Below are 26,874 nucleotides of genomic sequence, written 5' to 3' on the forward strand. Positions count from 1 at the left end.
CCGTCGATCCGGACAAGTGGTCGCCGTCGCCGTCCGAGATCCGCCAGGCGCTGTCCGCATCGTTGGCGCCGTGGATGATTCCCCGCGACGTGGTGGTACTCGCCGAGTTGCCGAGAAACGAGCGGGGCAAGGTCGACAGGGGAGCGCTTCCGCGACCGCCTGCGCGGGTCATCGAACCGATGCGCGGACTCACAGAAGCAAACCTGGAAATCTTGTGGCTCGACGTACTCGCGCTCGACGAGGTCGGCCGCGCAGAGGACTTCATTTCCCTCGGCGGAGACTCGCTGGCTGCTGCCGCGCTGCTCAAACAGGTGAGCGAGCGTTGGTTCGTGGACATCTCGACCGCCGAGTTCGCGCGCGAACCCACCATCGTCGGGCTCGGCAGGCTTCTCGACAACGCGAGCCGGCGGCGTGTGCGTTCCGAAGGGGCCGGGGCCGGAACGATCACCCTCCTGCGCGGGGGGACGGGGGTGCCGCTGTTCCTTGTTTCCGGTGCCGGCGCACCCGCGGTGAGTTTGCTGCCCCTGGTCCGGGAGTTGTCCGGCGACTATCCCGTTTACGGACTGCAGTCGCACGGGCTCGAACGAAAAGGCCGGGCGGACCACACGATTCGCGCAGCCGCCCGGCGGGTGATCGCCGACATCACAGAAGTCGCACCGCACGGTCCGTTCCGTGTGGGCGGCTACTCGTTCGGCGGTTTCGTGGCACTCGAAGCAGCGGCGACGCTGGCGGGCAACGGGCACGACTGTGAGGCGGTGATTCTGATCGATCCGCTGTTCGAGCCCGAACTCGTGGCCAGGATCCGGAGCGGTGCGCCGCGGAGGCGATTCTCCATCGCGCGCCGGTCCACCGTCGTGCGGTCCACACCGGATCGGTCCGCCGCACCTGATCGGTTCGGTGATGACACCGAACCGGCCGGGCCACGCACGCTGTCCGAGCGGCTCACTGCACGGTGGAGTAAGCTGCTCATGGGTTTCCTGGTGACGACAGCCGGCCTGATCCGGCTTCCGACGGTGACGCACTGGTCGGTGTTTTGGGATCTGAGCAGGCGGATGATCAGGCGCCACCGGCCCGCCGCGTACCGTGGATCGGCCGTCCTGGTCGCGTCATCATCGAACACGGACGATCAGGCCGACTGGGAGAAGCTGGTGGGTACTCTCGACGTCGTCCGGGTCACGGGCGACCACCACGCCATGATGCGGACGCCAAGGGTGACGGAGGTGGCTGCGGCGGTCAACGCCGTGCTCGAACAGTTCAGCGGATCAGATGGACGTGGCCGGTGACCACTGTCGCGGCGGTGATCGCCGCTTTCGAACCGGGTCCGGAACTGATGTCGGTAGTGGAATATGCTGACTCCCAAGTGGATTCGGTGATCGTCGTCGACGACGGGTCACCATCGCGACTGCGTGGCGGCGACGGCCGGGTCGCTGAGGTACTGGAGTCATGTGCCGACGCGGGTGTCACGGTGATCGAGTCGCCCGAGAATTCGGGTATCGCACACGCGCTGAACACCGGTGTATGCGAGGCACTGCGGTCCGGTGCCGATATCGTACTGACTCTTGATCAGGACACCCGAATCGGCGACGGGTACGTCGACCGCGCCGTGGCCCATCTGGAACTCGCGAGATCGGTCGGCATCGTAGACGCAGTTGCTTCACCGAGCGTGATCAATGACGATGTCGCGCCCTTCTGGTTCGCCGAGAAGGGGCTGACGCTGGCCTTTGAACCGATCCAGTCGGGACTGATGATTCCACGCGGGGTGTTCGACAAGGTAGGGCTGTTCGATGAGTCGCTGTTCATCGACTGCGTCGAGACCGAGTTTTATCTGCGGGCACGTGCCCACGGTGTCCACGCGCTCGTGGTGCCCGGTACCCGGATCGTGCACCGGCTGGGAACACGCACCTCCTGGACGCCACCTCGCCCGCTGCGCTGGTTGCTGCGTGGCCGCGGACAAGATGCCTCGATCGGGTTCTCCGAACATGCGCCGTTCCGGCATTACTACATCACCCGCAACAGGCTTGTCCTCTACCGGCGGTACGCTCGCACGGAACCGCTGTGGTGCGCCGTGTCGGTGATGAAGGACACTGCGCATCGGGCCCGGTCGATGGCCGTCGGCTCCGATCGGTGTGCCCAGATGTACATGTCAGCTGTGGGGGTGTGGGCGGCAATATCTGGTGACATCGGCAAGGTGCCCGAACGTACGCTACGTCGGTCGGAGCGTCTGTGAGGCGCCGCATGGTCGGACCGCCGCCCGCCGAACGTCGATCCCGACGGGACCTCGGTGTGCCGTCGCTGGTGTCGGTCGTGATTCCGGTACGCAACGGAGTCGACGTGATCGATGAACAACTGTCTGCGTTGGCCAACCAGGACTATCTGGGCCCGTTCGAGGTCATCGTCGCTGACAACGGCTCGACCGACTCGCTGCGTGGCCACCTCGACGATCATCCGCTGGCCGACCGTATCCGTCTTCGGTGGGTCGACGCCTCGGGATTTCCCGGCGCCGCCTATGCGCGCAACGAGGGTGTTCGCGTCGCGGCCGGTGACTTCATTGCCTTTTGCGATGCTGATGACCGCGTGTACCCGGAGTGGTTGCGCGAGCTGACGGCCGTTGCCGCGTACAGCGAGGCGGTGGGCGGAGCGGTGGAAACCCACTCCCTCAATTCGCGACTCGTGCAGTCCTGGCGACCGATGCTACCGTCGGAGACCCCGTACGAGATTCCCGGATATCTGCGGGTGCCACCCACCTGCAGTTTCGGTATCTGGCGGCAGATGTTCGACAAGGTCGGCGGATTCGATACCAGTTACAACCGGGGTGCCGAGGATGCGGACCTGGCCATCCGTATTCAGCTTGCCGGCGGAGTACTCGGACACGCACCTAAGGCTCTCGTCGCCTATCGTCTTCGGGATACATTGCGTGGCATCTGGTCTCAGTCGGTGATGTGCGGGGAAGGCCACGCGCACCTGTACTCCGACTACCGGCACTACGGTATGCCGCGCGACAAGTGGTACGTAACGGTTGATCTGGTGTTGTACGTGCTCGTGCGTAATCCGCTGCTGCCGACCGTCCTGACCCGCGTGCCCACCGGTCACTGGCTTTTCCACGCGGGCAACCGGCTCGGCCGCATCCGGGGCAGCATCCGCCACCGTTGCTTCTACGCCTGACCGACCGCATACGCGGTCGGCCGGTGGCGAGCACACCACTGATACCCGACCTGGTGGTGCGCTCAGTTCAAGGTCGCGGCACGCCGGTAGCCGACGAGCGTCGGGCCGGTGAAGACGATCAGCAACGCCGCCGACCAAGCCAGCGTCAGCAGCATCGGGCGCGCCACCGGACCTTCGGTGGCCAGGGCACGGATCGTGTCGATGGTGCAGCTCATCGGTTGATACTCGATAGCGGGTCGCAACCAGGCCGGGTATGAGTCGGCGGGTACGAACCCGGTGTTGAAGAACATCGCCAGTTGCGTACCGATGGCCGTCCATTCGACGATATGCGAATCGCGGCTCATCAGCGCGAGCGCGGTGATCATCATCGAGAACGAGAGGCCGAATCCCGTGGCCACTGCGATGATGCCCAGGTAGCCCGGCAGACCGCTGTGGATACGGAAGCCGATAACCATACCCACCAGCAGGACGGCACTCACGGTGATGACGATGCGGACGGATTCGGCGAGGAGCCTGCCGGTCATCGCCGAGGCACGGTGTGTCGGTAGCGTCCACATCTTGCTCAGCAGCCCGGTGGTTTGTTCGCGCCGCAAACCGAGAGCGCTGATGGACGAACCCGACATGGCACCGACCAGTGCGACCATCGGCACCATGCCGAAGGTGTTGGATGTTCCGGAATGCTCGCTGACCGAGCTGTCGAGAACCAGCCAGAACAGCAGCACCGTCAACGCGGGGAACAGCAGCGACTGCAGCAGTGTCACGGGATCTCTGGACCACTTGAGCAGGATCCGCTGCGCCTGCAACACCGAGTCGTGCGACAGATCCTGAACGGTCGGCTCGGGTCTCCACCGGTCACGCGTCGGGAAATTCAGCGGTGACTCGTAGGTGACGACGTCGGCCACCTCGCTACCGAACGGCATGCGTGTGCTGTCGGTGGCTCTTCTACGCGCCTTGTCGTTGCGGCGACGGATCAGACGTGTGCGGGTCATAGATAATTCCGTCTGTGGGTTTGAATGTGGTGGGCCCACAAGAGGAACACGAGGGCCAGACCTGCCAGCCAGATGAGCGCGGGGAGCGCGGTCTGCAGTGTGGGATTCCCGTCGGCGAGCTCGCGCATCGTCGATGAGAAATGTGACACAGGCTGATTGCGGGCGAACGGCCGGGCCCATTCGGGAAATCCCGACTCGGGGACGAAGCCTGTCGACACCAGGCCCAGGACGAGCTGCGGTAGGACGAGCAACTGTGAGGTGGATTCGGTGCTGCGAGCGGTCATCCCGAGGCAGTCGGCACCCAGCGCCAGCAGGAGCCCGACCAACAGACTGAACCCGACGAACGCGATCGTGTCGAGTGCGCCACCGTTGAACGAGAATCCGAGGAGAGATCCGAACAGCAGAGCGGCGCAGATGGACACGATCGACCGGACCGCCGCGGTACTCATCCGGGCCGATACCGGGACGAGCGCGTGGACCGGCATTGCCGACAATCTGCGAGTCATGCCGCGCATCTTGTCCAGCGTGGCCCGTTGTGCTGCGGCGACGGCCGTGAACGCGGCGGTCTGCAGCACGATGATCGGCATCAGGAACTGCGCGTAGTCGATGCCGTGGTCTGCCATGACCAGCCGTAGAGGCACTTAGAAGCCGAGCGCAAACACCAACGGCATCGTGACGGCGGCCAGAAACTCACCCCCGACCCTGGCCGAGCGCAGCGACCGGGCGGTCATGGTGCGCCATTGACGCAGGAACACACTCCCTGGTTGCCACAGTGATCGGTCGCCGCAGTCGGGCCAGTCCAGGCGTTCACCCGTGACCGCGGTGGCGGTGGATCGAACGGTCATCGGTCACCGTCGGCAGCGGCGTCCCCGGTCAGACTGAGAAAGACGTCGTCAAGTGATGGTGTGCGCAATCCCACATCGGCCAGCTCGATACCTGCCTCGTGGGCGGCGTCTATCACCCGCCCCATGGTGTCCACGCGGTCCGGAGCGGTGAGGGTCACGGTGGCGGTGGCGCTGACCGTACAGCGGTGGCCGGGGCCGAACCGCTCGGTGAGCACGTCGCACAGCGCGGGCGCGAGTGATTCGTCGGCCGGCACCGCCTCGCAGTACGTGCCCCCGACCTTGTCCTTCAATTCCGCGGCGGTTCCCTCGGCGACCACCCGGCCCCGGTCGATCACGATGATGTTGTCGGAAAGCTGGTCGGCCTCTTCGAGATACTGGGTGGTCAGCAGCGTGGTGATACCGTCTGTGCGCAGCGCCGCGACCATCGTCCACACCGCCTGGCGACTGCGCGGATCCAGGCCGGTCGTCGGCTCGTCCAGGAACACCACCTCGGGTTTGACGACGAGACCGCAGGCGATGTCGAGTCGGCGGCGCATCCCGCCGGAGTAGGTCCGCACCAGGCGCTGCCCCGCAGCGACAAGGCCGAACTTCTCCAGCAGGTAGTCGGCTCGCTCCTGGGCACTTCGGCGGCGCAGGCCCCGCATCCGGCCGAAGAAGATCAGGTTCTCGCGACCGCTGAGGGTCTCATCGAGCGCGGCGTACTGGCCGGTCATCGATATCGAGGCCCGCACGCCGGCGGGGTCGGTGATCAGGTCGTGTCCGACGATGGTCGCGCTTCCCGAATCGGGTGTGGTGAGGGTTCCCAGTGTGGACACCAGGGTCGATTTGCCCGCACCGTTGGGGCCGAGGATGCCGAGCACGCTGCCCTTCGGGACGGTGAAGGAGATATCGCGGAGCGCCTCGACCTCATCGAACCGTTTGCTCAGACCAGACACGCGTACCGTGACCTCGGGGACGGGGTCGTCGGGCGAGGTGCCGGACTCGGGTGGGGCGGTCATGGGGCGTTCCATTCTTCTGTCGTGTCCGATTGCAGTGGCGCGTGATAGGCCGCGGTGGCACTGCGGCCGCGGTGCGCCGGGATGTCCTAAGTCTTTCGGGCTGGTCCGTACGTTTGGGTCAGGTCTGTCCGGGGATACTCGGTGACGCTACTATCGCATACAGGATTCTAGGTAAGGCTGTGCTAACCTATCGTGTCCTGAAGTGCATGACCGTACGGGGGTCGTCCCGGTCCGCGCTTCACACGAATCGACCTGACACAACAACAGTTGGGATAACGGAACTACCTTGACCGTCTACGAGCGCGGTGCACAGTTGCAGGCCGGTGGGGAGCCGGACGGCCTGGCACCAGCCGCCGACCGATACGTCCCGTTGTCGGCGGCACAGCGCAGCATCTGGTTCGCCCAGCAACTCGCCCCTGGTACGGCGTTCTCGATCGCCCAGTATGTCGACGTCAGCGGTGAGCTGGACACGTATCTACTCACCGACGCCGGCCGACAGGTCGCCCGCGAGTTCGGGACGGGCATGGTGAGGCTGGTACCGGCGAGCATCGTCGCGGACGGTGACAATCCCACCGGCGCTCCGTTCCAGGCGATCGATGACGAGGCGCGCGTCGAGTTCATCGACCTGGATCTGCGCACCGAGTCCGATCCCGAGGCCGCCGCCCGCGCCTGGATGGACGACGAGTTCCGTGGGCCGCTCGACCTGTTCGCCGACCGCCTGCTCGTATCGGTCACCCTGCGCATCGCCGACCGGCGCTGGTTCTGGTACTCGCGGGTCCATCACATCCTGCTCGACGGCTACGGCTCCACGGCTTTCACCGAACGGGTGGCACAGGTCTACACCGGACGGATCCTCGGCATCGAGGTACAGCCGTCGCGTGCGGGCAGTCTGGCCGACCTATATGCCGACGACCTCGCCTACCGGTCGTCGACCCGGTTCGAGCGGGACCGCGAACACTGGGCCGGCCGGCTTGCCGACCTGCCCGCACCGATCCGGCTCGGTAACCCGGGAGCCGGAGCGCCCACCCGGTCGCGGAGCGTCGGCGGCGACCTCGATCAGCGGCTTCTCGACGCGGTGAGCGCCTTCTGCGCCGACAACAATGTCACCGTCGCGGCGGTGGCGACCGCTGCGACCGCCCTCTATCTGTCCCGGATGAGCGGCCACGACGACGTGGCACTGAGCCTGCCGGTGTCCGCGCGCACCAACGCCCTGCTGCGCAGGTCGGGCGGAATGGTGTCGAACGTGGTGCCGATCCGGGCGAAGATCGGTGAGCACACGACTGTCGCGGAATACCTGGCGCAGGTCGCCGCCGAACTCAGCGGGGCGTTGCGGCATCAGCGGTTCCGGTTCGAGGACATGACACGGCAGTCGGACGGGGCGGTCGCGGACCGCGGCTTCTTCGGGCCCGTCGTCAACATCATGATGTTCCGGGGCGAGACCACGCTGGGGCACAGCACGGGCCGCAGCTACGTCCTGAGCACCGGACCGATCGACGATCTGGCGTTTACCGTCTATACCGGCGGCGGCGATCTGAGAATCGACATCGAGGCCAACGCCGATGCTTACTCGGCGGACGACCTCGACGGCCACCACCGGCGACTGTGTACCGTTCTGGCGGCACTGGCCGGGGCTCCGGCCGGTGCTCGTATCGCCAGGCTCGACGTCCTCGACCCCGACAGTCGTTCCCGGCTGGTACCCGCTCGCGGACCGCTCGCGGCCGTCGCAGAGCCCGTGCCCGATCTGCTCGCCCGGGTCCGGGCCACCCACCCGGACGTCACGGCGCTCATCGACGGCGAAACCACCCTGCGCTACGACGAACTCGCCCAGCGCGTGCACCGGCTGGCGCGCGTGCTCCTTTCCCATGGGATCGGCCCCGGCCGTCAGGTTGCGGTGCTCCTGCCGCGGGGCGTGAATTCGGTGACCACGACGCTGGCCGTGTTCGCCACAGGTGCCACATTCGTACCGATCGATCCCGCACTGCCCGACGATCGAATCGCCTATCTGCTGGAGGACAGCGGCGCCGAATTCGGGGTCGCCGGTCACGCGGGTGATGATCGTTTCGCCGAGTTGCCGTCGTCGTCCCCTGCCATCACGTGGCTACGCTTGGACGACCCGGCGCTGATCGCCGGATACCGCGCCGCCACGCCGGAACCGGTCACCGACGCCGACCGTCCGAGAAGACTGACCGTCGATGACGTGGCCTACCTGATCTACACCTCTGGATCGACCGGCCGGCCCAAGGGTGTGGCGATCTCCCATCGCGGGCTGTCCTCGTTCGCCGCCGAACAGAACGCGCGGTACGGCGTGGGTCCGGGTGCGCGCACCGTGCATTTCGCCTCCTCGAGCTTCGATGCCGCGATCCTCGAACTGCTGCTGGCCTTCGCCTCGGGCGCGACGCTGGTCGTCGTACCGCCCGATGTGTACGGGGGCATCGAACTGGGCCGGATGCTGCGGGCTGAGCGCATCACCCACCTGTTCCTGACACCGGCCGCGCTGGCGTCGGTGCCTCACGCCGATCCCGCGGTGACCGACGGCCTGCCCGATCTCGGAACCATCATCGTCGGCGGCGAGGCGTGCCCGCCCGATCTGGTGGCGCGCTGGGCATCGGGCCGCCGGATGTTCAACGCCTACGGTCCCACCGAGTCGACGGTGATGGTCACGCTGGCAGGTCCGCTTGAGCCCGGTGGTGAGGTGCCGATCGGCACTCCGATCACCGGCACCACGGTCGTCGTTCTCGATCGACGGCTGCTTCCGGTGCCGGTGGGGGCCACCGGTGAGCTGTATCTCGGCGGAGTGGGCCTGGCCCGCGGCTATCACCGGCGCGAATCACTCACTGCCGCAAGGTTTGTCGCCGATCCCTATGGTCCGCCCGGGGCGCGGCTGTACCGCACCGGTGATCTCGTGTGCTGGAACGAGAACCGGCAACTGGTCTACCGCGGCCGGGCCGACAGGCAGATCAAGATCCGCGGTTTCCGAGTCGAACTGGGCGAGATCGACGCCGCGATCACCTCGATCGACGGCGTCGAGACCGCGATCACCGAACCGCAGACCGCGCCCGGACCCGCCACATCGGCGGCCACGGACCTTCGTACCGTGCTTGTCGGGTACTTCACCGGAACCGCCGACCCCGCCGAGATCCGTGAACGGCTCCACACACTGCTGCCCGCGCACATGGTGCCGGCGGCGATCATGCATCTCGATGCCCTGCCGCTCACCTCGTCGGGCAAGATCAACCGCGAGGAGTTGCCCGTACCGGTGCTGCGTTCGGGGCCCTACTCGCCCCCCGGCACACCGGCCGAGGAGCGTGTGGCGGCGGCGTTCGCCGCATGTGCGCGGGCCGAGCGCGCCGGCCGTGACGACGACTTCTTCGCCCTCGGCGGGGATTCGCTGGCCGCGACCCGGCTGGTGGCCGAACTCGGCCACGAGTTCGGAATCGATATCCCGGTGCGCTGGGTGTTCGAGTCGCCCACGGTCGCGACCCTCGCCCGCCGTCTCGACGACGCGAGTGCAGTGGCGGCGGACAGCGCGGCGATGGAGGATGCCGCCGGGGGCCCCGGTCGGTTACCCATGTTGCGGCACAGCACTTCTGACGGCAACATCGTGCCGGTCTCGCCGCAGCAGAAGCGGATGTGGATCGTCAACCGGTTCGATACCGAGTCGACGATCTTCCATATCCCGTTCGCACTGCGGCTGCGCGGGACCCTGGACGTGGCCGCGCTCTCGGACGCACTCGTCGACGTCCTCGACCGGCACGAGACGTTGCGCACGGTATATCCGGACAGCCCGGAGGGGCCGATCCAGCAGGTATTGCCGCTCGATCGGATCACCCATCTGACCGATCCGGTCCGCAATCCCCGGCCCGTCGCGGCCGAGGACGTCCTGACCCGGATCGGCGACCTCGCCGCGACCGGATTCGATGTGTCCGAACAGGTTCCGCTGGCACTGACGTTGCTCAGGGTCGACGACGCCGACCACGTCCTGGTGTGCGTGGTTCACCACATCGCCGCCGACGGCTCGTCGTCGGCGCCCTTGGCCCTCGATCTGGCGCGGGCTTACAGTGCCCGGTGCCACGCAAGCGCACCCGAATGGCAGCCGCTGCCGGTGACCTATCGCGACTACACCCGCTGGCATCACGAACTCATGGGCAGTGAGTCCGACCCGGCGTCGGTATCGGCTGTGCAACTTGAGTATTGGCGCATCCGATTGCAAGGTCTGCCCGATCTGCTCGCCTTACCGACCGACCGGCCGCGCCCGGCCGCCACCGCGGCCGACAACGGGGGACACCTGACGGCCGAGGTTGCGCCCGATCAGGTGGCGCGGGTGCGGGCGGTGGCCGCCGCCCACGGCGTCACCGCTTTCATGGTGGCGCACGCTGTGCTGGCCGTGCTGCTCGCCCGGTTATCCGGGTCGGCCGACATCGCGGTCGGCACACCGGTCGCCGGGCGCGGGCATCGTGATCTTGCCGGGCTGGTCGGCATGTTCGCCGGAACCCTGGTGTTGCGCACCGAAATCCGCTCCGACCACACCTTCGCTCAGGTACTGCAGACGGTGCGTGACGCCGATCTCGGAGCCTTCGAGAACGCCGACATCCCGTTCGACAGACTCGTCGACCTGATGAAGCCGCGCCGTTCGGCCGCCTACCATCCGCTGTTCCAGGTCGGCTTCTCCTATCAGAACATCAGTCTCGGACACTTCACCCTCGACGGTGTCGACGTCGAGGTCATCGAACCCGAACTCGGCGTCGCCAAGTCGGATCTGCACTTGACCCTCGTCGACAACGGCGAGGCCGACGCGATCGCTGTGCGCTGGGACTACGACCGGGACCTCTTCGACCACAGCACCATTGAGCGTTGGCATGACCTGTGGACGGCGCTGCTGACCGGAGCGCTCGGCGACGCCGACACTCCGGTCGGCGATCTGCGCGTCGATTCCGCGGCCGCGACATCCGAACTGATGGGGGCGGTGAGCGGGCGTCCGGCCGGAACGCTGACCGGATTGCTGGAGCGGGCGTTCACCCGGTATGCCGACGCGGAGGCGCTGTGGGTCGACGGAGCCCGGTCGGTGATCACCTACCGGCAACTGTCGGTTCGGGTGAATCGGTTGGCGGGCAGGCTGATCGCCGCCGGGGTGGGCCCGGAGGTCAGGGTGGCGGTGGCCATCGAACGTTCCGCTGAGCTCATCGAGGCCGTGCTGGCGGTCCTCGTCGCCGGGGGTGCCTACGTGCCCGTCGATCCCGGTGCGCCGGCCGAACGGAACAGGCTGGTCCTGGAGTCGGTCGATCCGGCGCTGCTGCTCGTCGCCGGGGGAGTTCCCGACGGACTTCCACGTGGCGGTATCACGTTGTACGACATCATCTCCGGTGAAGTACCGGCCGAGCTGGACGCCGACGAGGTCATCGCAGCGGTGACGCGGCCGGCCAACACCGCGTACATCATCTACACGTCCGGATCCACCGGCGCACCCAAGGGTGTGGCAGTCTCCCACGGCGCCATCGCTTCCCAATTATGCTGGAAGGCAGCCACTTTCCCGATCGGTACCGGCGATGCCCTCGTACTCAGGACCAACCTGACATTCGATCTGTCGGTGTGGGAGCTGTTCTGGCCGTTGATCAGTGGGGCACGGCTGGCCATTGCCGAGCCCGGTGGCGACCGCGACCCACGCTACCTGGCCGCACTCATGGCCCGTGCAGGAGTGACCGCCGCCCATTTCGTCCCCTCGTTGCTCGACGCACACCTCGACGCGATCGCCGACGCCGGTTCGCTCGCACACCCGCTGGGTAGGGTCCTGTGCATCGGAGAGGCCCTCAATCCGGCAACCGCCAGGCGTGCGGCCGAGGTCCTCGGTGCCCGTGTGTTCAACCTGTACGGCCCCACCGAGGCGGCTGTCGGCATCACCTGCCACGAGTGGGAGACGGCCGCCAGGGACGGGGACACCAGGGACGGGGACACCAGGGATAGGGATACGAGGAATGGGGCAGTGCGAGCAGGGTCCACGGTGGCCATCGGCACGCCCGCCGACGATTCGGCCGCCGTCGTTCTCGACTCCCGCCTACACCGTGTACCCGACGGTGTGGCGGGTGAGCTGTATCTGGGTGGCGTTCAATTGGCGAGGGCTTATCATGGCCGCCCGGACCTGACCGCCGCCCGCTTCGTCGCCGACCCGTCCGGTGGTGGCCGACGGCTCTACCGCACCGGCGACACCGCCCGCGTCGGCTCCAACGGGCAACTGGAGTTCTTGGGGCGCAACGACTTCCAGGTAAAGATCCGGGGCCAGCGGATCGAGCTGGGGGAGATCGAAGCGGCCTTGGCCGCCGACCCCAGAGTCGCCTCGGCCGTCGTCGCGGCGCACGAAGAAGTATTGGTGGCGTACCTGGTGCCCGACTCCGCCGAACCCGGCTGGGACGGCGGCGCGGTCCTGGAGGACCTGGCAGCCCACCTGCCCGCCTACATGATCCCGGCCGTGAGCCTGACCCTGTCCGAACTGCCCCGCGGCATCCACGGCAAGGTCGACCGCGCCGCGCTCCCCACACCGCCGCGGACCCGGCGCGAGTACCGAGCACCTCGCACCGGCACCGAACGCGCTCTGATCGGTCTGCTCGGAGATCTGCTGCCCGGCGCGATACCCGATCCCGGCCACGCTTCGGCAGCCGGTACGCCGCTCGGGGTGACCGACGACTTCTTCGATCGCGGGGGAAACTCGCTGATCGCCGCCCGACTGTCGGCTCGCATCGAGGACGCCTTCGGAGTGTCGGTACCTGTACGGACGGTCCTGGACTTCCCGGAGATCGGCCAACTGGCCGCCCGGCTCGAGGAGGCCTCGCTCAGCGGCAGGCCGCGCCTGACCACATGGCCCCGCCCGGATCGAATTCCGCTGTCGCGTCAGCAGTTACGGATGTGGCTGCTCGACCAGCTCGACCCCGGAACCGGCGTCTACAACCTGCCGCTGGCACTACGGATCGACGGGCACCTCGACCAGACGGCGTTCGCCGTTGCGCTGCGACACCTGCTCGATCGGCACGAAAGCCTGCGCACGATCTACCCGGTCACCGGCGGTATGCCGCACCAGCTGATCCTCGGAGCCGACGACGCGCTTGCCGGAGCCGATATCACTCTGCCCGTCGAGATGGCACCGACCCCGGCCCGTGTACTCGCAGACAGTGAGATGGTTGAACTTCTCGCCGACATCGCCGCCCGCGGATTCGACCTCGGCAGCGCGATCCCGCTGCGGATTCACGTGATCACCGAAGCGGCGGACCGGCATGTCGTGGTGATCGTGGTGCACCACATCGTCGCCGACGGCTGGTCGATCCGGCTGCTGTTCACCGACCTCATCGCCGGCTATCTTGCCGCCCGCGAACAGCGTCGCCCCGAAGGCGCCGGACTCGGCCCGGCCGCGTCTGATCCCGCCGAACTCGATCGGGCCGAGCCGTTGCCCATCCACTACGCCGACTACGCGATGTGGCGAGCGGCCTTGCTCGATGAGGCCCACCCGAGTATCGCCGGTCAGTACGCGTTCTGGGACCGTACGCTCGCAGCACTTCCAGGGCCGCTCCCGCTGCCGCTCGACCGGCCACGCCGGGCGCACCCCACCGGCATAGGTGCGACCATCGCATTCGAGATCGAACCCGAGCTGGTGGCGGCGGCCTCGGCCTATGCCCGGGCCCGGAACGCCACGCTGTTCCATATGATCCACGCAGCTTTCGCCATCATGCTCTCGCGCCTGTCCGATACGCGCGACATCGTGATCGGCACACCGGTGTCGGGTCGGCCGAGTGCACTGCTCGATGAGGTCGTCGGCATGTTCGTCGAAACCGTAGTGTTGCGCACCGACGTCGACCCCGATGCGGGCATCGACCAGTTCATCGACGCGGTCCGCGTGAGCGACACAGCCGCACAAGACAATTCCGAGGTCCCCTTCGACGACATCGCAGCCCGGTACGAAGCCGACCCCGGCGGCGCCCACCATCCGGTGTTTCAGGTGATGCTGGCTGCGGGCGACCCGGCACCCGGCCCGATGACGGTCGACGGGCTCACCGTGGCACCTGTCGAGATCGACCTACCGGTGGCGCGCTTCGATCTGCATCTGACGATCGACCTGCCCGTCGGCACCGGCGGGGCGAACGACGCTGCGCGGGAAGCCGGCCAACCGGACACGGATCGAACGGACACCGACCAACCGGGTGCGGGGGCTATACGCGGTCGCCTCACCTACGCCACCGACATCTTCGACCACCGGACCGTCGCCCGGTTCCCCGGAATGCTGCGGCATGTGCTGCAGGCGCTCACCACCGGCCCGCGAACGCGTGTGCACGACATCGATATCGTACCGACGCAGGAGATGGACGTACTCCTGACACGGCTGTCCCATGGTCCGCAGCCGGTCATCAACCGCTGTCAGGCGACGTTGCCCGAACTCCTCGCGGCCAATGCATCGCTAGGCCGGGCCGCGGTCGTCAGGGACGATTCGGGCGGGATCGGCGCGGCCGAGTTCCGGCGCCGGGTAGCGCGTACAGCGCGGGCGCTGATCGACCGCGGCGTCGGGCCGGAGTCTACGGTCGCGGTCGCCGTCGCGCGTTCGATCGACATGCTTGTGGCGATTCACGCCGTTGTGTCGGCGGGCGGTGCCTACGTGCCGCTCGATCCGGATCAGCCGACCGTCCGGCTCGCCGGCATGCTCGCCACCGTCGATCCGGTCGTCGTCATCGCCACGGCCGCCACGGCAGAACTGCTGCCACCGGGATACGCCGACAGGCTGTTCGAACCGGGCGACCGGCACGCCGCCCGCTCCGACGCGGTGGTCGACGACCACGACCGGCGGACCCCACTGCTGCCCGCACATCCGGCGTACGTCCTGTTCACTTCCGGTTCCACCGGTACCCCCAAAGCGGTCAGCGTCAGCCACGAGGCCATCGTCAACCGCCTGTGCTGGATGCAGCAGAAATACCCGATCGGCCATACCCACACGGTCCTGCAGAAGACGCCGATCACTTTCGACGTTTCGGTGTGGGAACTGTTCTGGCCCTTCATCTCCGGAGCCTCCGTCGTACTCGCCGCACCCGGCGCGCACCGCGACCCGGCGGCGATCGCGCAGATCATCCGCGAACACGCCGTCTCGGTCGTCCACTTCGTTCCCACCATGCTCGACGCGTTCCTTGCCGCGCCCATCCCCGACAGCGACCTGGAATCGCTGCGTCTGGTGTTCACCAGCGGTGAGGCGCTGGCCGCGCGGACGGGCGGGGAGACACTGCGCCGGACTCTGGCCGCGGTGCACAACCTGTACGGACCGACCGAAGCCGCCGTCGACGTCACCGCTCATCAGGTCGGTGCGGGGGAGGCCGGGGGACGGTCGATCCCCATCGGACGGCCCGCCGCCGGAAACGAGGTGTACGTCCTGGACAGCAGGCTGCGGCCGGTGGCGGCAGGCGTCGTCGGCGAGTTGTACCTCGGCGGAGTCCAGCTCGCCCGTGGGTATCACGGAAGTCCGGCGCTGACCGCCTGCCGATTTGTCGCGTCGCCGTGGGATGTGGGCCGGCGTCTTTACCGCACGGGTGACCTGGTTACCTGGCGCCAGATGCCTGACGGTGAGTTGGCCCTCGACTACATAGGACGCAGTGACTTCCAGGTCAAGATCCGCGGGCAGCGGGTCGAGAGCGGCGAGATCGAGGCGGTGCTTCTGGCATATCCCGATCTGGCCGCAGCGGTGGTTCTCGTTCACGACGATCCGGTCGCCGGGCAGCAACTCGTCGCGTATGTGGTCGTCGACGAGGACGCCCGCGGCGACGACAGTGGCTCCGCGTCCGCGCCGGACATCCGCCGGCACGTGGCACGGCATCTTCCCGATCACATGGTGCCGGCGCATGTGGTGGTGCTGACCGAGATTCCGGTGACCACCAGCGGCAAGGTCGACCGGCGGGCACTGCCGGCGCCTGCTGCCGGGGAGATCTCCCGACGTGGTGGCAGCGGCACCGACGGGCGTACCCCGACCGAGACGGTGATACTCGACATCATCCGGCCACTGCTCGGTGACCGGGTCGGCCGCGGAGACGACTTCTTCGACATGGGCGGCAACTCGCTGATCGCGATGAAGGTCGTCGCCGCCATCCACACGAGTTTCGGTGTCCGGTTGCCGGTGCGGGCCGTCTTCGACGCGCGTACTCCTGAGGCGATGGCGGCCATGGTCGATGGCCTTGTCGCAGAATGGGAACGGTCATCGCTCGGTGAACGGGCGCATACCGATCGCTCCGGCCATCTGCCCCTGTCGGCTGCGCAACAGCAGATGTGGTTGCACAACCGCATCTCGCCGTCATCGAGTGCGTTCATGATCGTCGCACCGCTCCGGATTCCCGGACGTCTCGATCCGGCGGTGCTGCCGGCGGCGATCGGGGATGTCATCGACCGGCACGAGATCCTGCGTACCAGCTACCCGGAAACCGGCGACGGTCCGGTCCAGGTAGTCCGTGACGTGGTACCCGGCGACCTCGACCGGGTGGTGATCGTAATGGATGAGGTTGCCGCGGGCCACGACGATCCAGATATCGACGAGTGTGTGCGCGCCGCGCTCGATCGGCCCCTCGACCTCACCGCGGATCTTCCGCTGCGCGTGGCGATCCGGCCGTCCGGCGAGTTCACCGACGTGGTGCTGGCGATCCATCACATCGCCGCCGACGGATGGTCGCTGCGCGTGCTGGCCGGTGACCTGAACCTCGCCTACACGGCACGGGCGGCCGGAACAGCACCCGACCGGCCGCCGCTGCCTGTGCAATACGCCGACCATGTGCTCGCCAGGTCGGTACGGCTCGGCAGTGCCGACGATCCGTCATCCGAACTCGCCGGACACCTGGCGTACTGGCGCGCGGCCCTCGGGGACGCACCGTCCGATGCGGCCCCGGCGCGGGACGGCTCCGGCGGTGCGGCCGAACTGCATCGGATACCGGTGGACCCGGCACTGCTGCGCGAGATCGACCGGATCGCCGTGCGGTACAACACCACCCGGTTCGCAGTCGTCCACGCCGCGCTCGCAGTCACCCTCAGCAGATCAGGAGCCGGCCGGGACATCATCGTCGGCACACCGGTCGCGGGCCGCTCCGACGGTGACGTCGTCGGTCTGGTCGGCATGTTCGTCAGCATGGTCGCGTTGCGCTCGGATGTGGATCCGCAGCGCGGTTTCGGCGACCTGGTCGTGCGCTCACGGGAGACGATCCTCGATGGCCTCGACCATTCGGCTGTCGACGTGGAAGAGGTGATCGACCACCTGGGGATCGGCCGGGACGGGTCGCGGCATCCGCTCATTGCGGTCACCCTCACCGTCGACGCCGACGAGCATCCGGTGACCACCGGCGGCGCCGCGGCGCTTACGGAAGCTGCCGTGCGGATCGACCTGCCGGTCGCCAGATTCGATCTCGAGTTCGCCGTCACACCCACCGCGGGCGGCGGAGCAGAACTCACGGTCGTGCACCGGCCGGAGGCCTATCGCGCCGCGACGGCTGCGGCATTGCTCGCCGGACTCGACCACGTGCTGCATGTTGTGGTCGCGAATCCGGATGTGGCGCTGCGTGAACTGGACCTGCTGACCGATGCCGAACATGCGACGATGGCCGCGTTGTCGGGTCCGCCGCCCGTCGCGCCGCGCTTTCTCGACGACGTGCTGGCCACCCCCGGCTACCGGCTGGCCGGATACGACCGGACCGGCCGGTGGACGCGGTGGGACCACGACACGGTCACCGGATACAGTGCCCGGCTCGCCCGAGTGTTGCGGGCCCGCGGCGCCGGGCCGGAAACGGTTGTGGCGCTGTGTATCGGCCGCTCGCCGGAATCGGTGGCCGCCATGCGGGCGGTGGCCACGACCGGAGCCGCTTTCGTGCCCATCGACCCCGCCTATCCGGCCGACCGGATCGCGTTCATGATCGGCGACTCGGGGGCCGGGGTCATCGTCACCACGAGCCACGACAGGGCACGGCTGACCGGAGTCGACGCAGTGCTCCTGAACGCCGCGATCGACGCCGACGCTCCGGATCTGTCCGCACCGGCCGATCACGAGCCGCACGAATCCTTTGTGCCGAACGGGAGCCGGCATATCGATCAGCTGGCCTATCTCATCTACACATCCGGGTCGACGGGCATCCCGAAAGCCGTTGCCGTAACCCATCGGGGCGTCGCCTCGTTCGTCGCCGAACAACGCCGCTATCGCGTGGACGCCGACAGTAGGGTGCTGCATTTCGCCTCACCGAGCTTCGACGCGGCGATGCTGGAGATCCTGCTCGCCGCCGACGCAGGAGCCACCACCGTCGTCGCGCCCACGACGCTGTACGGCTCCGACGACCTCACCGCACTGCTGCGCGAGGAATCGGTCACGCACGCCTTCCTGACACCCGGCGTGCTGGAAACGATCACTCCGGCACCGCCCGAACCCGATCCGCTGCCTGCGCTCAGCACGCTCATCGTGGGCGGTGACGCCTGCGCACCGGCCACTGCCCGACGCTGGATCACGTTGGGCAAGAGGTTCTTCAATGCCTTCGGCCCAACCGAGACCACCGTCATGGCCACGCTCGCGGGGCCGCTCACCGAGGTCGACACCACGCCGATGCTGATCGGTCCGGGTGTCACCGGAGCCCGCATTCGGGTGCTCGACGACGTCCTCACCGGACTGCCGCCCGGCGTCGACGGTGAACTCTATGTGGCCGGTCCGGGCCTGGCCCGCGGCTACCACGACAGACCCGCGCTCACCGCGGCCACCTTCGTCGCCGATCCCGACGGACCGCCCGGCTCGCGGCGGTACCGGACCGGCGATCTGGTGCGTGCGGTGACCGACCACCGCGGCGTCCCGGCACTGACGCATCAGGGCCGGGCCGACCGGCAGCTCAAGATCCGCGGACATCGCGTCGAAACCGGTGAGATTGAGGCGATCCTGCGGGCGAATGCCCGTATCGGTGGTGCCGTGGTCACCTCGGCGACCGGCCCCGACGGAACCACCGCCCTGGTCGCGTACGTGGTGCCGGCAGATTCCGGGGCGGACACGTTCGATGTGGACGGGCTACGAATCGGCCTGCGCGGCAGGCTGCCCGGCTACGCAGTGCCGTCGTCGATCATGGTGCTCGGCGCCATCCCGCTCACCACCGCCGGGAAAGTCGACCAACGTGCGCTACCCGTACCGATATTCGGTGAATCCGGTTATGCCGCACCGGAATCAGCGATGCAACAGCTCGTCGTCGAGGTGTTCTGCGAGGTGCTGCACCGAGATCGAGTCGGTGTGCGCGACAACTTCTTCGATGCCGGCGGTACCTCGCTGTCAGCGGCATCGGCGGTCGCCCGCATCCGGTCCCGGGCCGGGCGCGAACTGTCGGTGCCCGACTTGTTCGACGCCCCGACGGCCATGGGACTGGCCACCCTGCTCGAGAACGCGGCCGTGCAGAACGGCCCCGAGCCCGGGGAACTGCCGCGACCGGACCGGATCCCGCTCTCACCCGCGCAGCAGCGGATGTGGTTTCTCAACCGATTCGACCCGAGCGCGCTCACCGAGAACATCCCGCTGGTCCTGCGCATCACCGGTGATCTCGACGTGGCGGCGTTCGGTGCCGCCCTGCGGACCCTCGTCGCTCGGCACGAGGTACTGCGTACCAGCTACCCGGACTCCCCGCAGGGCCCGTTCCAGAAGATCCACCCGGTTGCGGATGCGGGCGTGGAACTCATCGTGACCGACGTCGACCAGGCCTCGCCGGACGAGGCCGTCAGGTCGGTGGCCGCTGTCGCTTTCGATGTCACCGCCGAGGTTCCCGTCCGAGCCGTGCTGCTGCGGGAACGCGATCGGCCGGGCGGTGATCACAGGTCATACGTGTTCGTGCTCGTGCTGCATCACATCTGCGCCGACGGTCTGTCGGTGGTGACCCTCGCCGCGCAACTCGCCGCCGACTACGCCGCGCTGCGCTCGGGTGGCGAGCCCGACCGTACCCCGGATCCGGTGCAGTACGCGGACTTCGCGATCTGGCAGCGAGCCCGCCTCGATGACCCTGACGGGCCCGCCGCCACCGAATTGGCGCAGTGGCGTGAGCGGCTCACCGGTGCGCCGCCGGTCGTCGACCTGCCCACCGATAGACCACGGCCCGCCGATCCGAGCGGCAGAGGGGGCCGGATCGACTTCCGCATCGACGACGGACTGTGGTCGCGGGTCACCGACTTCGCGGCGCACCGCGGCCTCACCCCGTTCATGGTCACGCACACCGCACTCGCGGTGTTGCTGGGCAGGATCGGTGACAACCGTGACGTGGTGATCGGCACGCACATCGCCGGCCGCGACCAATCCCGGCTCGACGCGGTGGTCGGCATGTTCGTCAATATGCTCGCCCTGCGCACGGTGATCGACCCCGCCGCGACCGGAGAACAGGCGCTCGCCCAGGCGCGGTCCGCCGCTTTGCATGGCTTCGCCCATTCGGAGATCCCGTTCGACCGGATCGTAGAGACCCTGGACCTGCCCCGCAGCACCGCTCATCACCCCGTCTTCCAGGTGGCGTTCTCGTTCCAGAACCTCGGACCGATCGGTATGACCCTGCCGGGCGCGGAGGTGGAGGTGATCGACGATGACCAACAGATCGCCGAGTTCGACCTGCACCTCACTCTGGCCGAGAACCGGGATGCGGAGGGCGGTTCCGCCGGTGTGACGGGTCAGCTTGGTTACGCGTCCGACTTGTTCGACGAATCGACCGCGGTGGAGCTGAGCGAACGCTACGTGCGGTTGCTCGGCGCCCTCGTAGAGTTCCCCGGCCGCCCGGTCGGTGACCTGCCGCTACTCGCACCCGCAGAGCTCGACAGGCTGTCGGCGAGCGCACCACCGGCACGGCACACCGAGCCAGGCCTGACCGACGGCTTCTACGCACAGGCGCTGCGCACACCGGACGCCGACGCGGTGGTCACATCCGGCGAGGTTCTCAGCTACCGGGAGCTGGTCCGTCGCGTCACCGACCTGGCCGCGCTGATCGCCGGTCACGGCGTCGGCCCGGACGACCGGGTGGCGGTCACCGCACCCCGCAGCCTGTACCAGGTCCTCGCGCTGTACGCCGTCGCGACCGTCGGGGCGGCCTATGTCCCGGTCGACCTGACCGCCGGTGAACGCGCCACCCTGATCCTGAACGCCGCGGATCCGGCGCTCGTCCTGGGTGTGGGCCCGGCGCCGGCCGGTGACCGGCCGTATCTCGACCTCACCGCCCTCCCGACGGCCCCTACGTGGGTGAACACCCGGCGCAGCCGTCCGGACAACTCCGCCTACGTCCTGTTCACCTCGGGTTCGACCGGCGTACCCAAAGGCGTCGACGTGTCCATCGGCGCCGTCACCGAGCAACTTCGCTGGATGCAGGATCGATACCCGATGGGCGCGGGCGACACGGTGGTCCTGAAGATCCCGGCCGGATTCGACGTGTCGGTGTGGGAGTACTGGTGGCCGCTGCGCACCGGCGCACGGATCGTCGTCGCCGAGCCGGGGGCTGAACGCGATGGCCGGGCACTGCTCGACATCATCGTGCGACACGAGGTGAGCATGCTGGCGACGGTGCCGTCGGCGCTCGCGATGTTGCTCGACGCCGTGCGCGGGCCCCTGCCCGGATCGCTGCGGGCCATCCTGTGCATCGGTGAGGAGCTTCCCGCCGAGACCGTCGTCCGGCTGCGGGCCACCGGCTCTTCCGCGGTGCTGCACAACCTGTACGGGCCCACCGAGGCGGCGGTCAGCGCGACCGGATACGAGGTGCGCGACGACCACGAGTACGACCGGGTGCCGATCGGTACCGCGCAGCCTTCCGTGGTGGCCCGGGTTCTCGACGCCCGACTACGGCCCGTCCCGGACGGCGTCGCCGGTGAGCTGTATCTCGGAGGTGTCCAGCTGGCCCGCGGCTATCGGGGCAATGCCGCCCGGACGTCGATCACCTTCGTGGCCGACCCCGTCGACGGATCGCGTATGTACCGCACCGGAGATCTGGTGCGCCGGATGCGTGACGGCAACATCAGCTATCTCGGGCGCACCGATCACCAGCTCAAGATCCGCGGGTTCCGGATCGAGCCCGGCGAGATCGAGGCCGTGCTGCGGCAATGCGACGGAGTCGCCGACGCCGTGGTCACCACCGCGTCGGACAGGCTGATCGGATTCATCACCGCCACCGCCACCGGCCCCGATCCGGACACCGGCCTCCCGGACACGGGCCTCGCGGACGCCGTCGGCAGCCGGATCGCACATCGCCTTCCCGACTATATGCGCCCGGAAATTCATGTCCTGGAAGAGTTTCCGTACAACACCAACGGAAAGGTCGACCGCGGCCGATTGCCCGCTCCGGCCCTCGCGAGGAGTGGCTATGAGGCACCGCGCCCGGGTATCGAACTCCGCGTCGCGGAGATCATCGCCGACGTGACCGGCGCACCGCGGGTCGGCAGGAACGACAGCTTTTTCGACGTCGGCGGCAACTCACTGTCGGCCACCCGGGTGGCGTCCCGGTTGGAGGACGAATCCGGCCGGCGGGTACCCGTTCGACTGCTGTTCGACAGTGTCGACATCGCCGACCTCGCCCGCCGGCTGGCGGAGCAGCCGCCGATTTCGGACGGTCCGGTGCTGGTACGGGGTTCTGATGAGCTGACCGGGCCCATCCCGCTCGCCCCGGCGCAACGCCGCATCTGGGACTCGATTCAGGCGGGTGCCCCGAGCGGCTGGAACGTGCCTTTCGCCATCCGTTTCACCGGCGACCTCGATCCGGCGGCGTTGACCGCCGCGGTGCTCGATGTTCTGGACCGGCACGAGGCGCTACGTACCGGTTATCGGCAGGACGCCGACGGTGCGGTGATGCTCGTTCGGTCCGTGGAGTCGATCCGGTCGCACGTGGAAGCATGCCTGCGCCCGGCGTCGGTCGCCGACGACGCGCTGGTATCGGTACTTTCTGAACTCGCCTGGACCCCACTCGATGTCACCGCGGACCTGCCGATCCGGCTGCGGCTGCTGCGTATCGGGGACGACGCACACATTCTGGTGCTGACGGTCTCGCACCTGAACCTGGACGGCGGATCGACGATGCCGTTCGCCCGGGACGTGCTCACCGCGTTCACTGCCAGGTCCGCGGGCACGGTGCCGCAGCTGCCGGTTCCGGCCGTCCGCTACGCCGACTACGCGCGCTGGAAACGGGAGATGCTCGGAACTCCTGGACATCGCACACCCGAGTTCACGCGGCAACTGTCGTATTGGACGAACCGGCTGGATATCGACGGCGCGGATGCCGCGGCGCGGCACCGGCGCAACGCGGTCGCAGGTGATGCCCGGCCCCGATGGGATGCCGACGCCGGCGTCATTGAGTTCGGTATCGACTCCGAACTGCACACTGCGATAGACGATTTCGCGCGGTCCTCGGGCGTGGGAGCGTTCGCGGTGCTTCAGGCGGCATTTGCCGTCGTATTGGCGCACCGGGCCGGAGATCCGCAGGTGCGGGTCGCCACTGCCAATGCGAACCGGGCACGCACCGCGCTCGCCGAGGTCATCGGCAACTTCTCCGAAGATCTGCCGATGCTCCTGGACGCGGCGGATTCCCGTACATTCGCCGACCTGGTCGGCGAAGTCGGCGCGCAGTTGCTCGCCGGGCTTGCGCACCCCGACATCTCCGTCCCCGACCTGCTCGAGGCCGCGGGCATCGAGAAGGACGCCGCCGGATGCTCCGGCGACCCGATCTTCCCGGCCACCCTGATCCTGCAGGAGGCGACCGTCGACGAGGCCGATGGCGCCGAGATCGACCTCGGCACGGTACGTGTGCGGCGCGAGACGATCCCCGGCAACGAAGCCAAACACGAACTGGAGTTCACCATTGTCGAACTGCGCGATGGCCTGATCCCCGTGGGAATGCGGGGCACGCTGCTGTACCCCGTCGCGCTGCACTCCCGCACGAGCGCGGATTCGGTGGTCCGCGGACTACTCGCGGTCCTCGCCGCGGCAACGGGGGAGACGGCGACCGGCGGGCCCACCGTCGGGGAACTGCGAGCACTGTTGCGGTGAACATCTCCGTCGTCATCGCCTACTACGCGGGACTGCCCGTGCTCGACGACCAATTGGCTGCGCTCGCCGCTCAGGACTTCACCGGTGAGTTCGAGGTGATCGTCAGCGACAACGAGGGCAGTGCCGCGCTCCGGGAGCATATCGACGGCCATCGGAATCGCGAGCGGCTGGCACTGCGGTGGGTCGACTCGTCGGATGTGGCCGGAACCTCCCACGCGAGGAATGTCGGTACCCGAGCTGCTGTGCACGACTTTATCGTCTATTGCGATCAGGACGACGCGGTCCATCCGGGCTGGTTGTCGGCGATGTCCCGTGCCGCCGCCGATGCCGATATCGTCGGCGGACCACTGGAGCGGGACAGTCTCAACGATCCGGTCGTCGCATCGTGGCGGGCGCTGGGTGATCCGCGTGAACCCGAGGTCCTCGGTAGGTTCCTGCCCATCACCTTCGGCTGCAACCTGGGTGTGCGGCGGTCGGTGTTCGACGCCGTCGGGGGCTGGGACGAGACCTATCCGACGGCCGGCGGCGACGTCGAGTTCTGCTGGCGCATACAGACATCCGGGTACCGATTCGGCTGGGCACCCGAGGCGATGGTCGCCTACCGGTACCGCACCGGAATGCGCGAGTCGTGGAATCAGGTGGTCGAGTACGGACGCGAGGAGGCGCGGGTCGCCAAGCAATACGGTGCGCCGGGCAGACAGTGGTGGTGGACGTCGATCCATGCCGGGGTCGTACTCGTGCTGTTGCCGGTGTGGCCGTGGGCGTGGTCGCGGCGCCGTCGCGGCGAATGGGTCTGGATCACCGGCAATCTCGTCGGCAGGCTGTGGGGAAGCGTCAAATACCGTGTCGTCTACCTGTGACGATTCAACCCGGCTTGTGTGAGCAGAAGATCGCCGTTCCGGGAAAGTAGCTGCCGCGCAACGGACTCCACTGGCCCCACGTTTCCTCGAAACCGTCCGGCCATTCGGGTTCGATGATGTCGTCGAGGATCAGTCCCGCCCCGACGATCTCGCGTACGCGGTCACCGATCGTGCGGTGGTGTTCGACGTAGGTGACGTTGCCGTCGTCGTCGGTCTCGCGGTACGGGGTGCGGCTGAAGTACGGAATGGATACCGTGAGTCCGGCCGGGCCGGGGTCGTCGGGAAACATCCACCGCATCGGATGATTGACCGAGAACACCCACCGCCCGCCGGGCCGCAGGACGCGCGCCACCTCGCCCATTGCGAGCGCCGAATCGGCGACGAAGGGTATCGCGCCGAACGAGGAGAACGCGACGTCGAACGAGGCGTCGGCGAACGGTAGCGACTCGGCGGTCGCCTGGACGAGGGGCGTGGGCGCGTCGTCGCCGGCGATCGCATCGAGGCCGTGTCGCAGCATCTCTCGCGATAGGTCGAGTCCGATCACATGGGCTCCCCGGGCGGTCAGCCATCGGGCGCACGGCGCCGAACCACAGCCCACCTCCAGGACCGACCTGCCCTCCACCGGTCCGAGCAACGCGGCCTCGGCTTCGGTGAGTCCTTCCGGGCACCACCGGAACTCGCCGCCCGGGCGGGCCGCGCCCAGGAAATCACCGTGTTCGTCGTGGTAGTCGTCGGCGTCGTGGTCCCACCACCAGCGGGACGCGTGTTCGCTGACCGTCGAGTCGATATCGGCCAACGGGCGCGGCAGGTGCGGTTGATCAGGACTCATGGCACGCCCAGTGTAGGGCGCGTGCACATGCCGGTCGCGGTGGGTGCGCAGCTCATTTGCCCAGCACAACGCGCCTGGAGTAGCCTTGATTGCGCGCGCGTCCGATTTTGCGCGTGGTTCGGAGTGTTTTCGCACCCGGTTCTGCCCGACTCCGTGGCGGCCGGACGCGGGTCACTGTGAGCGACAATCAGACATTTCAGTACCTACTACAACCCTGTCCGGAGCAACTCAACATATGTCGTCCCCCACGATTTCCTCGCCGCAAGTAGCCGTCAACGATATCGGCTCGGCCGAGGACTTCCTCGCCGCCATCGACTCCACGATCAAGTACTTCAACGATGGCGACATCGTGGAAGGCACCATCGTCAAGGTGGACCGCGACGAGGTTCTGCTCGACATCGGTTACAAGACCGAAGGCGTCATCCCGTCCCGTGAACTGTCGATCAAGCACGACGTCGATCCCTCCGAGGTCGTCAACGTCGGTGACGAGGTCGAGGCGCTGGTCCTCACCAAGGAGGACAAAGAAGGCCGCCTGATCCTGTCCAAGAAGCGCGCTCAGTACGAGCGGGCCTGGGGCACCATCGAGGAGCTCAAGGAGAAGGACGAGGCCGTCAAGGGCACCGTCATCGAGGTCGTCAAGGGCGGCCTGATCCTCGACATCGGCCTGCGCGGCTTCCTCCCGGCCTCGCTGGTGGAGATGCGTCGCGTCCGCGACCTCCAGCCGTACATCGGCAAGGAGATCGAGGCCAAGATCATCGAGCTCGACAAGAACCGCAACAACGTGGTCCTGTCGCGTCGCGCCTGGCTCGAGCAGACCCAGTCCGAGGTCCGCAGCGAGTTCCTGCACCAGCTGCAGAAGGGCCAGGTCCGCAAGGGCGTCGTGTCCTCGATCGTCAACTTCGGCGCATTCGTCGATCTCGGCGGCGTCGATGGCCTCGTGCACGTCTCCGAGCTGTCGTGGAAGCACATCGATCACCCGTCCGAGGTCGTCGCCGTGGGCGACGAGGTCACCGTCGAGGTCCTCGACGTCGATCTGGACCGCGAGCGCGTGTCGCTGTCACTCAAGGCCACCCAGGAAGACCCGTGGCGTCAGTTCGCCCGCACCCACGCCATCGGTCAGATCGTGCCCGGCAAGGTCACCAAGCTGGTGCCGTTCGGTGCGTTCGTCCGCGTCGACGAGGGCATCG

11 protein-coding genes are annotated in these 26,874 nt (G+C 67.8%); 6 read left to right on the top strand and 5 right to left on the bottom strand.

Translation table 11 applies throughout. The features are described 5' to 3' along the window. The 3 genes from KDB67_RS12235 to KDB67_RS12245 all read left to right on the top strand — a co-directional run. Window positions 1–1,283, top strand: a 1,283-nt coding sequence (locus KDB67_RS12235) for an alpha/beta fold hydrolase (protein ID WP_291016070.1), incomplete at its 5' end; no start/stop codon positions are given. After that, entirely contained in the window at window positions 1,280–2,227 is a 948-nt protein-coding gene (locus KDB67_RS12240; RefSeq protein ID WP_291016071.1) for a glycosyltransferase, read from the top strand. The genes KDB67_RS12235 and KDB67_RS12240, both read left to right, overlap by 4 nt. Before the next feature lie 8 nt (window positions 2,228–2,235). Further along, the gene (locus KDB67_RS12245; protein WP_291016072.1) at window positions 2,236–3,162 is read left to right on the top strand and encodes a glycosyltransferase; all 927 of its coding nucleotides are present in this window, start codon (window positions 2,236–2,238) and stop codon (window positions 3,160–3,162) included. 62 nt (window positions 3,163–3,224) lie between these two features. On the opposite strand, the gene KDB67_RS12250 is transcribed toward KDB67_RS12245, so the two are convergent. Genes KDB67_RS12250 through KDB67_RS12265 form a run of 4 tightly spaced genes read right to left on the bottom strand, consistent with a single transcriptional unit; the run spans window position 3,225 to window position 5,994 of the window. Further along, on the bottom strand, window positions 3,225–4,151 hold the full coding sequence (locus KDB67_RS12250; protein WP_291016073.1) for an ABC transporter permease: 927 nt from the start codon (window positions 4,149–4,151) through the stop codon (window positions 3,225–3,227). Further along, complete coding sequence (locus KDB67_RS12255) at window positions 4,148–4,774, bottom strand: ABC transporter permease (protein ID WP_291016074.1); 627 nt, start codon at window positions 4,772–4,774, stop codon at window positions 4,148–4,150. The genes KDB67_RS12250 and KDB67_RS12255 overlap by 4 nt, the downstream gene beginning before the upstream one ends. A gap of 18 nt (window positions 4,775–4,792) precedes the next feature. Then, window positions 4,793–4,996: a hypothetical protein gene (locus KDB67_RS12260; RefSeq protein ID WP_291016075.1), complete on the bottom strand. Its 204-nt coding sequence runs from the start codon at window positions 4,994–4,996 to the stop codon at window positions 4,793–4,795. Beyond that, window positions 4,993–5,994: an ATP-binding cassette domain-containing protein gene (locus KDB67_RS12265; protein WP_291016076.1), complete on the bottom strand. Its 1,002-nt coding sequence runs from the start codon at window positions 5,992–5,994 to the stop codon at window positions 4,993–4,995. The genes KDB67_RS12260 and KDB67_RS12265 overlap by 4 nt, the downstream gene beginning before the upstream one ends. A gap of 286 nt (window positions 5,995–6,280) precedes the next feature. On the opposite strand from KDB67_RS12265, the gene KDB67_RS12270 reads away from it, so the two are divergent. Both KDB67_RS12270 and KDB67_RS12275 read left to right on the top strand, forming a co-directional pair. After that, window positions 6,281–23,998: a non-ribosomal peptide synthetase gene (locus KDB67_RS12270; protein WP_291016077.1), complete on the top strand. Its 17,718-nt coding sequence runs from the start codon at window positions 6,281–6,283 to the stop codon at window positions 23,996–23,998. Next, on the top strand, window positions 23,995–24,858 hold the full coding sequence (locus KDB67_RS12275; protein WP_291016078.1) for a glycosyltransferase: 864 nt from the start codon (window positions 23,995–23,997) through the stop codon (window positions 24,856–24,858). Before KDB67_RS12270 ends, KDB67_RS12275 begins: the two co-directional genes overlap by 4 nt. 4 nt (window positions 24,859–24,862) lie before the next feature. On the opposite strand, the gene KDB67_RS12280 is transcribed toward KDB67_RS12275, so the two are convergent. After that, complete coding sequence (locus KDB67_RS12280; RefSeq protein WP_291016079.1) at window positions 24,863–25,687, bottom strand: class I SAM-dependent methyltransferase; 825 nt, start codon at window positions 25,685–25,687, stop codon at window positions 24,863–24,865. Between the two features lie 235 nt (window positions 25,688–25,922). Between KDB67_RS12280 and KDB67_RS12285 the strand changes: the two genes are divergently transcribed. Continuing rightward, a partial coding sequence (locus KDB67_RS12285; RefSeq protein ID WP_291016080.1) for a S1 RNA-binding domain-containing protein occupies window positions 25,923–26,874 on the top strand: 952 nt, incomplete at its 3' end.

It is taken from the genome of Gordonia sp. (in: high G+C Gram-positive bacteria), from assembly GCF_020438995.1.
Lineage (GTDB): Bacteria > Actinomycetota > Actinomycetes > Mycobacteriales > Mycobacteriaceae > Gordonia.

What these genes read in the sequence shown, in the direction of transcription:
- KDB67_RS12265 (WP_291016076.1), bottom strand. Translation starts at nt 5,994, where the DNA reads ATGACCGCCCCACCCGAGTCCGGCACCTCGCCCGACGACCCCGTCCCC.
- KDB67_RS12280 (WP_291016079.1), bottom strand. Translation starts at nt 25,687, where the DNA reads ATGAGTCCTGATCAACCGCACCTGCCGCGCCCGTTGGCCGATATCGAC.
- KDB67_RS12255 (WP_291016074.1), bottom strand. Translation starts at nt 4,774, where the DNA reads ATGGCAGACCACGGCATCGACTACGCGCAGTTCCTGATGCCGATCATC.
- KDB67_RS12260 (WP_291016075.1), bottom strand. Translation starts at nt 4,996, where the DNA reads ATGACCGTTCGATCCACCGCCACCGCGGTCACGGGTGAACGCCTGGAC.
- KDB67_RS12245 (WP_291016072.1), top strand. Translation starts at nt 2,236, where the DNA reads ATGGTCGGACCGCCGCCCGCCGAACGTCGATCCCGACGGGACCTCGGT.
- KDB67_RS12250 (WP_291016073.1), bottom strand. Translation starts at nt 4,151, where the DNA reads ATGACCCGCACACGTCTGATCCGTCGCCGCAACGACAAGGCGCGTAGA.